Here is a 13,060-nt window from a genome sequence, read left to right as displayed (position 1 = left end):
ATTCCCGATTACAGGTCAATGCCGATTTTTTTCATTAGGATAGAAGCGTTCATGCTTCGGCAGATGCCGGGTTTCAACCGGTAATCAAAATAAAGTTCTTCTCCTGAAACCGAAACATCGAAATGGAAATTATGGATCGATTGCGGATTGTCTTTTGACAATTCCGTCAAGGCGAGGTCATGCGTGGCCAGGAGGCCGCAGGCTTCTTTTTTCAATAGTTGGCTGATCAGTGCTTTGGAACCTGCCTGGCGATCCTGTGAATTGGTGCCGCGCAGTATTTCATCCAGCAACAGGAATACCGGCTGGTGCAGGTTAACCGATTCAATAATTGATTTCAGCTTACCCAGTTCTGCGTAAAAGGTGGATGTGTTTTCTTCGAGGTTGTCGGCAATACGCATACTGCTCATGATGCGCATGTTGGCCACCGTTAGTTCTTCTGCGCACACGGCCGAGCCTGCCATGGCCAGCACCTGGTTGATGCCGATGCTGCGCAGGAAAGTACTTTTTCCCGCCATATTGGAACCTGTGATTAGTGCGATGGCAGGTTTGCCCTTTGTAGAAAAATTATTACAGACTCTTTTTGATGAGGGGATTAGCGGATGGCCAAGCTCTTTGGCTTCGAATTGTCCATGAGAATTACTGAGGGTGGGGAATACCCAGCTGGGGTGGTTAAAATACAGGCGACCAAGCGTGTTGAGGCATTCCATTTCAGCCATTACCTTAAACCAAAGGGAGATTTTATCCTGTTGCCTGGTTTTCCATTTTTCGAGTGCCAGGGTTTGTTGCAGGTCCCATAAAAGGAAGGTATTCAACGGAACAAAAACGAGGGGATTAAGGCGGATATCAAAGCGGTCGAGGATTTTTTTCAGCACCAGGATGGATATTGAAGCTGCATTCTTTTGCGACGGGGATAGTGTTGCTTGTACATCCTTTAAAAATGCAGATTTGAAAGATGCATTTTCTATGCATAAGAGGGAATCCGATAATGTGCTGAGTTGTGGCACTACTTTATCGAGGGCCCTGTATTGGGGAATCACTTTTCGGGAAATACCAAAAGCGATGAGCATGAAAAAGGGGAGGATTGAATAAAATGTACCTGCTGTGATAAAGCCAATGATATGCATTGCCAGTGTAGCCAGGGCAATAACCGGGAATACCACTGCAAGAATGCGCCAGGATTTTTGCTGGAAAGCAACCGGTTGGGCAAGCCAGTCCCGGAGGCGATTTTCGGTGGCCGTGCTAACAGGATGCAATTGCCCGGTTGCCTGCAGAAGGACGCTCCATTCGGGCATTGCAGCCAATTCGCGGGTGGCAGCCTGTCGCTGGGTAAGGAGGTCGTTCGGGGCAGGAGCCAGTAACCATTTTGCCAGGGCCTGGTGGCCTTGTTCACTGGTGGTACGCTGTATGTATTGAAATAGGGAAGCCTGCCCGAAAATGTCCAGATCCCCTGCGTAATCGTGTGTTTTGGGTTCCAGGTTTTTCCCGCTGTAGCGTTGGGTGAACTGGTGGCTGGCGATACTGATTTCTTCATCATGGATCCCGGTTTTCTGTTCCAGCAGGATGATTTGCCGGGATAATGTAAGGCTTTTAGAGTATAGCCAAAGGAATATAGCGATCGTAATTGCTGCCACTAAGAATCCGATCCCGATACTTGCCGGCCAGGTTTTCACGAGGAGCCAGGCTCCGGCGATAATAGTAAGCAGGCGGCCCCAGGCGATTTGGTTTTTCAGTTTTGCCAGGGCGGCTTTTTCTGCACTAAACTGGTCTTTTTGGCGGGCATGGTAAGCAATAGGATCGGTTATAGTCATGCCATGAAACTAATACTTTTTGCTATCCCTTAACCTAAGGGACCCCGGAATTGTGTTACATTTGCATTCCGGTTAAAGGTTTTGGTAACTGTTGTGGTGCTCACGGCTTACCGCTTACCGTTCACCGTTTATGGGGCTGTATTGGCTTCGACAGCGTAGGTCTTTGAAAGTGTAAGCATGTCGTGCGTTGGATAATTAGCACGTAAATCTGAATACCCAAACTTCAAATGGCAATACACAGTATGCCATGGCTGCTTAATCAGTGATTAGGTAGTCATTAGGGCCGCGTGAGCAGGTTGGTCTGTTACCAAGCTTCGCCGCCGACTCAAAACAAATACAGAATGCTGCAAGTGAAGGCTGTGCCACTTGCTTAAGACCATCCAGCTAAGGAATGAATCGGTTTGCTGATTCCCTGCTCATTCCCGACAACCAATAACCAGATAAACATGTAGAAAGCTTTTGGAGGATATGTTTGGACGGGGGTTCGACTCCCCCCAGCTCCACTTGAGGGGGAAACTGATCAGTTTCCCCCTTTTTTGTCTCGATCCCTTATTAATTGGGCTGCTTTGTAAAGAATGTTATGAAGATTGTAGTAATTCCAGGGATCCATGGCGTCTTTTCCTGTACCATTTTTTAATAGCGTTCGATCACCATTTGGGAATTGTAAATGGATGCTTATTCAAATCGATCGATTACTTCACTTTAGATATTGGAATGCCGTGCTTCAATTTAGGCATTGTCCTCGGTTGTTGCCAATTGGGAGAACTCCTGGCAAACGCCCTATCTTTCAGGCATAGGCGCACCACCAGGACCTTTCTTCCAGTTCCATGAATGTGTACATAATTGATATGCAGGGGCAGATTTTTTTACGATTGATCATCTAACCTTTTTTATGCAGGTCATCTGTTTTGTTGCGATAACCATAGCAACATAAGTCCTGATTAAGGGTAGATTCTATTTCCTGCACAACAACTTTATTTTACAGAGTTCTCCAGCCTGGTTTACACTTTGAGGTGTAGGATGCATTCCCCGGGATACCCCAGATTGCCATATATTAAAAAGTGCTGTTTTGTAAGTCTGACCAATTAAGCAAGCGGTGAACTTCATAGTATTGATTTCCGTTCCCCAATACCTTTCGGCAGATGTTATCGCCAGTTGCACATGTTTACGGTTGTTCATCCCTGTGAAAGATTCCGTCAGCAGGTATCCTTTCCCGCCCGAATCAGGCGCCAGCCTTCTTCTCCGTTCATATTCACCGGATCTTAAACGTTTAATAATGCTTTCACCAGACGGGTTAGTGGATTTTAAGGAATTTTTTCTGTATAGCGGCGACTTGTGGGGAACAGCAACAAAAAAGCAGGAATAGTACAATTGTACTGCGCAATTTTTGATGTGATTACATCATGATATTCCTGGCATTTTAAGTGTTTGGAAATAATGCTAATTCGCTATGGATAACAATAAAATCAAATAACAACCTAATGTGTTAAGCATACAGTTTACAACCAAAACAGCCATTTTTTCAAATGTTAAAAAAGTATACAACTTTATTTGATTATTGAATTTTTTTGGAAAGTGACAGTAATAAATTTGGATGAACAGGATCATAGATGCATTGTGGTTTTATAAAAATGCGGATTGTTCCTCCCGGCAACTATTCGTTGATTTTAGCTGCATGCCATTCTTTTTTTGTTATTATTTAAACAACCAATACTACAGCTTATGGATCGAAAAGAACAACTGAGATTTCCGGGATCAGGAATTCCGGAAACTCATGTCAGGTCTTGTTTTCATGAATCAATAGCAATGTTTAGAAAGCTGGCGATGATCATGATGTTTCTTTTGTTATTATTGAATGCGCCTGCCTTATTCGCACAAGTGGCCAATAAGGGAAAGGTTACTGTGAAAGGGAAAGTGCTGGATAAGAAATCCGGTCAGCCAGTTTCTGGTGCTACAATTTCAATTAAAGGAGAAAGCAACGGCGTGGCATCAGGTGAAGATGGAAATTTCACCATCACAGTACCATCTGAGAAAAGCATATTGGTCATATCATCTGTTGGATTCACAACGGAAGAATTGCCTGTTGGTATTTCAGGCCAGGAAATGATCATCGCTATTACACAAAAAAATAAGGACCTGAATGAAGTTGTGGTTACTGCACTGGGAATCCAACGTTCTGCCAAATCATTAACGTATGCCACTCAACGTATCAGTGGTGATGAACTGAATGAGATCAGGGATGCGAATATCGCCAATACACTTAGCGGTAAAGTGGCAGGATTAACGATCACCTCTTCCGCCAACGGTCCGGGTGGTGCCGCACGAATCGTGCTTCGCGGTAACCGTTCCATACAGGGCTCAAATAACGCACTGATCGTTGTTGATGGAGTGGCGATCGATAACTCTACGCCGTCCGGGCAGGTCAGGGATGATGCCGGTAGCAGCAATGGGGGGCAAAGCGGTAGTGATGGTATTTCCAGCATTAACCCTGACGACATTGAAACTATTAACGTACTGAAAGGCGCTGCCGGTGCAGCTTTGTATGGCAGCCGCGCCAGTAATGGTGTGATCCTGATCACCACCAAGCGTGGTCGTGCGGGCAAGATACAGGTGAATGTGAATAGTGGCATTTCCACAGAGAGCCCAATGCTGCTGCAAGACCTTCAAAATGAGTACAGCCAGGGGGCTGGTGGCAAATATTCCACAATGCCATCTACCAACTATGGTGAAAAAATTGCAGGCCAGCAGGTGACCGATTTTCATGGTAACAGCGTTACGCTGAAAGCTTATCCTGATAACGTAAGGAATTTTTTCCGTACCGGTTTTTCCACCAATAATTCCGTAAGTCTAAGTGCCGGGTCAGAGAAAATGCAGACTTACATTTCATACGCGAATAATTATGTGAATGGTATCGTTCCTACCAACTTCCTGAACCGCCATAATTTTAATGCGCGCCTGGGTGTTAACATCACTGATCGTTTGTCTGCTGATGCCCGTGTAACATATGTATTGCAGGATATCTCCAATAAACCTGGTGTTGGCGGCGATGGCCTTGTCGGTGCCAACGTATATAGGGTTCCACGCAGCGTAAACCTGGATGAATACAAGGATTACAAGACGGTAACCGGTTCTGTGGAAAAACCATACTACTGGGTCAGTTCTGATCCCGTGTATACCAATCCATACTGGACAGTCTACAATACCCATCATTATGATGACCGTAGCCGGGTTTTAGGTTTGATTTCACTGAGATACAAACTGACCAGCTGGTTGAACCTGCAGGCCAGGGTGAGCAGTGACAGTTATAATGACTTCAATACCCAGTCATATGCCAATAATACCCCTAACTATGCCAGGAAGCCGGGTGGTTATTATTCTGAAGAGAATGCGTATGTGGCTGAGCGTAACATCGATGTCCTGCTGAGTGGTTCTAATAATATCGCGAAGGATCTTAAGATTACGTATAACCTCGGAGCGTCAGACCTGGTGCGGAACATGCGTGTGCGCAAGAGTATTGCCGATGGCCTGAACATAACCAATAAATATGACCTCCGCTTCGCAACTGCGCTGACAGCTACGACTAACAATGCAAACCGGGAACTTCAGTCAGTTTATGGAACTGCCCAGTTCAATTTACGCGATTATCTCTATCTCGACCTCACAGCGCGTAACGACTGGTCGAGTACCCTTCCCGAGCCCTATTCATTTTTCTATCCTTCAGTTGGTTTAACTGCAGTGTTATCTGATATGTTCAAAATGGCTGACTGGATAGACATCGCTAAAGTCCGTGCTTCATACGCGAAAGTGGGTAACGATGCTGATCCATACATGATCAACCAGACCTACAAGTATATCCCTGGGGCATATGGTGGTTATATTGCTGCCAGTCCAACCAAGGCCATCACTGACCTAAAGCCTGAATTGACCTCTTCTTTCGAACTGGGAACCGAATGGCGCTTCCTGAATAACCGTGTTGGTTTCGACCTCACTGTGTATAAATCAAATTCCAGGAACCAACTGATCCAGATCAATACACCGGCTTCTTCTGGTTATGCTAATACTTTTCTGAATGCAGGAAATATCCAGAATAGTGGTCTGGAGATCATGCTGAATATTCAACCCGTTCGTAGCAAGGACTTTACCTGGGACCTGGGCCTGAATTATGCGTACAATAAGAGCAAGGTGGTTGAACTCGATCCATCTATACGTTATGTTTACCTCGGTTCTGGTTCTACATTTCGTACAGCCATACCAGTTGTCAGGGAAGGTGGGGAGTATGGCGATCTCTATGGTTATCGCTGGAAACGTGATGCAAGCGGTCAGTTTATCGTAAATGACAATGGTTTGCCTGTTAAATTGGATACTGCCTCCAGGCTGGGTAACTACAACCCAAAATATACCTTTGGTTTCAGTAATACTTTCAAATACAAAAACTGGAGCCTTGGCTTCCTCATCGATGGTAAAATCGGTGGGGTGGTTGCTTCCGGTACTGCAGGCCAGTATGCTTATGCCGGCAGTTCCAAATCAACCCTGAATTACCGTGATGGTAACTGGGTGATTCCTGCAGTGAAAGCTGATGGATCAAAAAATACCACGGCCGTGAATGCAGAGCAATTCTGGCAAACTGTTGCATCGGGTGACTATAACTGGGGTGAGTTCTTTACCTACGATGCCTCAAATGTTCGCCTGCGTGAAGTTTCCCTGGGTTATGAATTCAAGCACCTGCCTGCCTTCCTGAAGGCTGCGAAATTCTCATTATTTGCCCGTAACCTCTTCTTCCTTTACCGCGGTAGTTCTATCATGGACATACCGGGTATCGGCAAGCGAAAACTCGATTTTGATCCTGAAGTTAGCTTCGGTAACAGCAACTACCAGGGCATTGAGTATTATAACCTGCCTTCCACCAGAAGCATTGGTATCAATTGTAAGTTGACATTCTAAAAAACTAATTATGCGTCGAGAATATAGCAAAAAAACCATGAAATCACTGCTGTCCAGCCTGCTTGGATTTGCCCTCGTAATAGTTGTGTTTTCGGGCTGTACCAAGGATTTTACCAAGACAAATACGGATGCTAATTCGCTTAGCAGTGTTGGTCCGAATGACTATCCCTACATGTTTTCTTATGCCCTGATGAGTCCGATGTTGAGTCCGGATAACTTTGAGATAGGAGAAGGAACCATTGCTTCAGTGTATTCCCAGTTCTTTTCACAGGCTGCGCACTCTTTTCCGACTGACCGCTATGTAGTGGTTCAGCCCTGGATGCCCGCCTGCTGGAACCCTGTGTATATTAATGCAGCCCCCCAGCTGAAGACCATTATGAATAATACGGATGTAAACTCAGCTGAAAACGCCCTGGCAAATATCTGGTGGGTATGGATGTTCCACCGCGTAACTGATTATTTCGGACCTGTACCATATTTTGATGCAGCATCCGGGCAAAGTTCCGTAGCCTACACACCACAGGATTCTATCTACTATGATTTCTTCCCACGTTTGGCAGCTGCTGTGGAAGTGCTGAAGAACCATACCAATGAGAAACCTTTTGGATCCTTTGACCTTGTGTATGGTAAAAAAACATATCCGGTTGTTTCCTGGATCAAATTTGCCAACTCCCTGCGACTACGACTTGCACTCAGGATTTCTAAAGTAGACAAGGATCGGGCCCGCACAGAAGCCGAAGCCGCTGTTGCCGCAGGTGTTATGACTGACCTTGAAGATGATGCTTATATGCCCCACAACAAGATCAACTACAATGAATTTAATGGCCTCGCCGTTACAGCCGGATGGGATGATGTAAGGATGAGTTCAGCCATGGCCTCTATCCTCAAAGGATATGGTGATCCACGCCTTTCTGTTTACTGGCAACCTGCAGTAGCAACCGGTGAATATACCGGAGCCCGCAATGGGATGTTTACATCAGAAAAGATCATCGATGAGAATTCCCGTCTTTTCACATCTAACCTGGGCACAAAATGGACCTACTGGGATACCAATGTTAATGACTGGAAAACAAATTATGATGTTCCCCAAAGTGTCATAGTTGCTGCAGAGTCTTATTTCCTGAAAGCTGAAGGAGCCCTGAACGGCTGGAACATGGGTGGAACTGCCAAGGATTTTTATGAAGCCGGTATTCGCCTTTCTATGCGGCAATGGGGAATCACTGATCAAAACGCTATTAATGATTATATCGCCAGCAACGCAACTCCAATTGCGCTGAACGATTATTTCAATTCTCCGGCAGTTAATGATTATCCGATCGCATTCAGTGCCAGTGCGGAAATGCAGCGTAAACAGATAGCGCAGCAAAAATGGCTGGCACTTTTCCCGGATGGCATGGAAGGCTGGGCTGAAGTTAGGCGTACAGGGTTCCCTGAACTCTATCATATTATCCATAGTGAGAACCCCGATATTACAGAGAACCAGTTTATCAGAAGGATGCCTTTCCTTTCTTCTGAAGCCCAAACCAATGGTGCAGCTGTTTCCAAAGCTGTAGAATTGCTCGGAGGCCCCGATAAAGTCACTACTCCTCTTTGGTGGGATAAGAATTAATCTGATATCATATCAATGTACTGCTGATAGTTTTTTTATATCAGCAGTACATTCTTATTTTAGGCCATACATAAACCTATGATGCGATATTTTACCCTTGCAGCTGCGGCTATGATTTTTAGCCTGCCTGGCAATGCCCAGCAACACAATCTATTGTATCCTCAACCAGCAAAGGTTTCCTATACGGCAGGCAGCCTTCCACTCAACAAGGTCTCCTTGTATTTGCCTGCCGACGCGGACCTGGTTTTTCCCCTGAAAGAATTCAACAAATCTGTTGAAGCGCTGGCAGGCCGTTCCATCAAAAAAGCATCTTCGGCTTCATCTGCTACTTTAAAGTATACCATCAAGGAAAAAGGATTCATACTTCCGGATACCACTGCATTCCTGAAACAGGATAACAGGGAAGCCTATATGCTGAAGGTTGATAAAACAGGAATAACCATTGACGCGAACACGTCTACCGGTTTTTACTATGCGATCCAGACGCTGCGGCAGCTCATAGAGAAAGATGGCAGCCTGCCTTATGTGCAGATCAAAGACAGTCCGGCATTGCCCTATCGTGGTGTGATGATGGATTTTGCACATGGCGGCCTTTTAAAAGTGCCTGAGATAAAACAACAGATTGATTTCCTGGCGCGCTGGAAAACCAACCAGTATTATTTCTATAATGAAGTGAGCATCCAGCTCGAGGGCTATGCACAAATGAATTATAAACAGGCTTATTCAAAAGCTGAGATCAGGGAGATTATCGCGTATGGAAAGGAAAGGCATATGGATGTTATTCCTTTTGTTGCATTCTATGGTCACCTGCATGATTTCCTAAAACAGGAACTTTATGCCGATAAGGCAATTGGTCATTACGGTCATGAACTGGATCCGCGTAATGCCGGTGTTGCGCCCCTGCTGGCCGATTGGATCAAACAATATGCAGCGCTTTTCCCCAGTCCATTTATCCATGTTGGCTTTGATGAGACCTGGGAAACCAACAGAATGGCGATTGAAGGTGATTCCTCTGTTCATGCCCCTGACCTCTGGCTGAAGCACCTGATCAATGTAAGGGCAGAACTAAAAAAATATGGCAAGAAAGTATTAGCCTGGACCGACATGAGTAAATATTATCCTGGCATCTTATCTAAATTTCCCGATGATGTAGTACCAGTGGTTTGGGAATATTCACCCGACAGTGCAGCAATGTACAGCTACCTTAACCCGGTGTTGAAAAGTGGCCGGAAATTTATTATCCAGCCAGCAGTTTCAGGGTGGGGGCATATTTATCCCAATGCAAAATACACTTATGATAATATTGACCTTTGCCTCCGTATTGGCCTGAAAGAAGGCTCAAAGGGTTTTATTACATCCGTATGGACCGATGCCGTTGAGCCCCTGGTGCGACCATCCTGGTCTTTTATGGCCTATGGTTGTATCAGTGCCTGGCAGGGTGTTTCACCAGTGCGGCCTGCTTTCGAAAAAAGCTTTAACAATATTGTTTTTCCAGCCGCAGCAAATGAAGTGGAAGGAGCGCTTGCGGCCATGGCGACTGCCGTTGACCTGCTTCAAACCTGTTTTGGAAAAAACACCGGCAATATGCCCGGCGGCACAATCATTGAAAGCTGGTCGAATCCGTTTGATTCCTATTACCTTGGTATAGCCCGCGCCAATACTGCCACGTTGAAACAAGTTCGGATACAATGTGAGACTGCTGAGGCATTGCTCATCAAAGCCCTTTCGGGTAGCCACGGAATTGACACCACTTTCATTGAATCTTTGCGGGTCAGTGCGAAACTCCTGCACTATGAAGCTACCAGGTTCCTGTGGGCTGCAGTAATCGCCGACCGTTGGGATAATGCCATGTTAGTCAGCAAACAGAATAATTTCGTTTTTTATGACATTTCTTATATCTGCCATGGACTTATCCAGGATGTGATGGATGAGTTGGGTACTGTGAAAGATGATTATTCCGCAGCCTGGTCTGCTGAAAATTTGCCCTATAGAAAAAATACCATAATCAGCCGTTTTGATGTCGAGTTTGGCCTTTGGCAAAAATTATTGCTGAAAGTGATTGATTATCGTATTAAACATAGTGCAGATATGGTCGCTGGCGGATCCTTTACAGATACTTTCCAGCCTGGTTTTTGACCTGGTTTTAGTTATTAACGGTGATTCATTTTACGGGAATTTGTAAATTAGTTATTGATATGAAACCACAATTACACAAGCTGGTAGCGGAACCTGATTCGTCCTTTGCATACAACCACATGGAATGCAGCTATTTCGACAAACCCTGGCATTTTCACAAGGAATATGAGCTTACTATAATCGAAAGTTCGGAGGGTACCCGTTTCATCGGCGACCAGGTAAGCCTTTTCCAGCCTTCTGATATGGTACTGATTGGTCCAAATATTCCGCACCTATACCGAAATAATGAGGACTATTACAAGAAGCCGGAAATGGGCGCCAAATCGATTGACATTCACTTCACGGATGATTTCCTGGGGAATAATTTTTTCGATGTCCCGGAAATGAAATTGGTGCGTAGGTTATTGAACCGCTCTAACCTGGCTCTGTCTGTCTATGGTGCCACCAGGGATTATGTTCGGGAGCAACTTTATGAGATGAAGGATTTGCCACCGGTAAAAAGGTTGATGAAACTGCTGGATATCCTGATCGTACTCTCCACAAGTAAACACCTGACCAATGTATTAAGCCAGGAGTTTACCGTAAGTAATAATAAAGACGCTGCCAGGATTGATATTGTATTCCAGTATATACTGAAGAACTTCAAAAATGAAATTTACATAGAGGAAATTGCCTCCAAACTTAATATGAGCATCGGTTCATTCTCGAGATATTTTAAACACCATACCAGGAAGACTTTCTCTAACTATGTTACAGAGGTAAGGATCAGTCACGCCTGCCGCATGTTAATTGAAGACACGTATAGTGTATCCGAGATTGGGTATATGACCGGTTTTGAAAACCAGTCGAATTTTTATCGCCACTTCAAAAATTATACAGGCGTCACGCCAAAAGAATATACTGCCCGGTTTTTTGCCCGGCAGTAGGTCAGGCCATTGTATTGATGGTGCTTCCCAGTTTTTCGATCGCCACTTCAACAATATCGCCCGGTTTCAACCAGGGTTTGTCGGGCATGCCCATGGCAACACCTTCCGGAGTTCCGGTCAGGATCAGGTCACCAGGCTCCAGTGTGAAATGTCTGGTGAGGTCTTCAATAATTTCTGCAATTGAGAAAATCATATCAGCAGTAGTGGATTGCTGACGGATTTCGCCGTTAACCTTACATTGCAGGAAAAGGTCCTGGGGGTCTGCGATCTCATCTTTGGTCACGAGGTGTTTGCCAAGCGGCAGGAAATGATCGAGCGATTTTCCCATCAGCCATTGGCTGGTGCGAAATTGCAAATCTCGGCAAGACAAATCATTGGCCACACAATAGCCCAGAACATAGTCAAGCGCATTCTCCCTGCTGATATTTTTGGCAATTTTACCAATAACAAATCCCAATTCCACTTCATAATCGAATTCCTTACCAACTTGCCCTAAAACCACATCCTTGCCAAAATCTACCAGGGTGTTGCTATATTTAGTAAAAACTACCGGGATGGTTGGAATTGCCATACCGCTTTCAAGGGCATGTTTCCGGTAGTTCAATCCGATGCAAATTATTTTTGTTGGTCTCCTAACGCAGGGACCGAAAGTTAAACCGCTTTCATTTACCAGGTAACGGGAATCATTACCTGCTTTATCGAGCATGGCCTGCAAGTCGGAAAGGTCATCGAGGCCAATGTTTTTTTCTGAATAAAATATTCCGTGCTGGTCTTGCTGGTAATGATCCACATCAAAGATGCCATGGTCAGTTTGTATACCCAGCTTCAGGAAATTATTTGTTCGGAAGTAGAGTAGTTTCATTTATGTAATGCTTCTTTTGTAGTGGATTAATATGTCGCCCTTCCACCCGATAGATCGAATGTAAAACCAGTGGTAAAGCTATTGGCCGGTGAAACAATATAGAGCGCGAGGTTGGCAGCTTCTTCCAGTGTGCCGCACCTTTTCATCGGAATTTTTTCTGTCATATAGGTTACCTGTTTTTCAGGCATCATGTCTACCAGGGGCGTGCGGATCACAGCAGGTGCTAACGCATTTACGGTTACCCCGGTCTCTGCATACTCCTTGCCCTGGACTTTTGCCATGCAAATCATGGCCGCCTTGGAAGCGGAGTAGGCCAGCATTCCGGCATTACCTTCTTTCCCGGCAATCGAGGCCAGGTGAAGCACCCTGCCGTATTTGTTCCCTACCATATGCGGCAGGATGGCTTTGGAGGTATAGAAACTGGCCATGAAGTTTATATTGAAAACCTTTTGCAGGTTCGCTGTATCCACCAGGTGACTTTGGATATTTGTTTCCCCCGTTATGCCGACACAATTCACCAGGATTTCGACTTTCCCTGCTTTTTGTATGATTTCCTGGAATACTTCGTTGACCTTTTTTTCGTCGGTAACATCAATGCCAACCGGAACAGCTTTGTCTTGCCGGCCGGAATAATATTCATGGAGTTTTTTTTCATCCAGGTCCAGGGCATAAACCGTAACTCCGCTGTCCAGTAATTTGAAGGCTATCTCTTTACCAATGCCTGATGCGGCGCCGGTTACGATTGCTGTATGGTTGGCTAAATTATTTGCCATTATAA

The 13,060-nt window shown here is 45.1% G+C and carries 7 protein-coding genes and 1 other RNA gene; 5 read left to right on the top strand and 3 right to left on the bottom strand.

The features are described from left to right. Positions 1 to 8: 8 nt before the first annotated feature. Positions 9 to 1,808 (bottom strand): MutS-related protein, encoded by a 1,800-nt coding sequence (locus LAQ65_RS07120; RefSeq protein WP_224116258.1) that lies wholly within the window; start codon positions 1,806 to 1,808, stop codon positions 9 to 11. 132 nt (positions 1,809 to 1,940) lie between these two features. Between LAQ65_RS07120 and ssrA the strand changes: the two genes are divergently transcribed. The 5 genes from ssrA (at position 1,941) to LAQ65_RS07095 (ending at position 11,420) form a co-directional block, all read left to right on the top strand. Further along, positions 1,941 to 2,314, top strand: a transfer-messenger RNA (tmRNA) gene (ssrA, locus tag LAQ65_RS07115). A gap of 1,300 nt (positions 2,315 to 3,614) precedes the next feature. Further along, positions 3,615 to 6,749, top strand: coding sequence for a SusC/RagA family TonB-linked outer membrane protein (locus LAQ65_RS07110; RefSeq protein WP_224116257.1), 3,135 nt, complete (start codon positions 3,615 to 3,617; stop codon positions 6,747 to 6,749). Between the two features lie 10 nt (positions 6,750 to 6,759). Beyond that, entirely contained in the window at positions 6,760 to 8,358 is a 1,599-nt protein-coding gene (locus LAQ65_RS07105) for a SusD/RagB family nutrient-binding outer membrane lipoprotein (protein WP_224116256.1), read from the top strand. Positions 8,359 to 8,436: 78 nt separating this feature from the next. Beyond that, positions 8,437 to 10,494: a glycoside hydrolase family 20 zincin-like fold domain-containing protein gene (locus LAQ65_RS07100; protein WP_224116255.1), complete on the top strand. Its 2,058-nt coding sequence runs from the start codon at positions 8,437 to 8,439 to the stop codon at positions 10,492 to 10,494. A 59-nt stretch (positions 10,495 to 10,553) separates the two neighbouring features. Further along, entirely contained in the window at positions 10,554 to 11,420 is an 867-nt protein-coding gene (locus tag LAQ65_RS07095; protein ID WP_224116254.1) for an AraC family transcriptional regulator, read from the top strand. Position 11,421: 1 nt separating this feature from the next. Here LAQ65_RS07095 and LAQ65_RS07090 read toward each other — a convergent pair whose 3' ends face one another. Both LAQ65_RS07090 and LAQ65_RS07085 read right to left on the bottom strand, forming a co-directional pair. Continuing rightward, entirely contained in the window at positions 11,422 to 12,282 is an 861-nt protein-coding gene (locus LAQ65_RS07090; RefSeq protein ID WP_224116253.1) for a fumarylacetoacetate hydrolase family protein, read from the bottom strand. Between the two features lie 26 nt (positions 12,283 to 12,308). Beyond that, entirely contained in the window at positions 12,309 to 13,055 is a 747-nt protein-coding gene (locus LAQ65_RS07085; RefSeq protein ID WP_224116252.1) for an SDR family NAD(P)-dependent oxidoreductase, read from the bottom strand. Positions 13,056 to 13,060 lie beyond the last annotated feature (5 nt).

The sequence above is a fragment of the Flavihumibacter profundi genome (assembly GCF_020076305.1).
Lineage (GTDB): Bacteria > Bacteroidota > Bacteroidia > Chitinophagales > Chitinophagaceae > Flavihumibacter > Flavihumibacter profundi.
Note: the sequence above shows the minus strand (reverse complement) of the source record. Positions and strands in the feature narration are given on the sequence as shown.

Excerpts from the sequence above, each read along its gene's own strand:
- LAQ65_RS07120 (WP_224116258.1), bottom strand. The coding sequence starts at position 1,808 with ATGACTATAACCGATCCTATTGCTTACCATGCCCGCCAAAAAGACCAG.
- LAQ65_RS07110 (WP_224116257.1), top strand. The coding sequence starts at position 3,615 with ATGTTTAGAAAGCTGGCGATGATCATGATGTTTCTTTTGTTATTATTG.
- LAQ65_RS07105 (WP_224116256.1), top strand. The coding sequence starts at position 6,760 with ATGCGTCGAGAATATAGCAAAAAAACCATGAAATCACTGCTGTCCAGC.
- LAQ65_RS07100 (WP_224116255.1), top strand. The coding sequence starts at position 8,437 with ATGATGCGATATTTTACCCTTGCAGCTGCGGCTATGATTTTTAGCCTG.
- LAQ65_RS07095 (WP_224116254.1), top strand. The coding sequence starts at position 10,554 with ATGAAACCACAATTACACAAGCTGGTAGCGGAACCTGATTCGTCCTTT.
- LAQ65_RS07090 (WP_224116253.1), bottom strand. The coding sequence starts at position 12,282 with ATGAAACTACTCTACTTCCGAACAAATAATTTCCTGAAGCTGGGTATA.
- LAQ65_RS07085 (WP_224116252.1), bottom strand. The coding sequence starts at position 13,055 with ATGGCAAATAATTTAGCCAACCATACAGCAATCGTAACCGGCGCCGCA.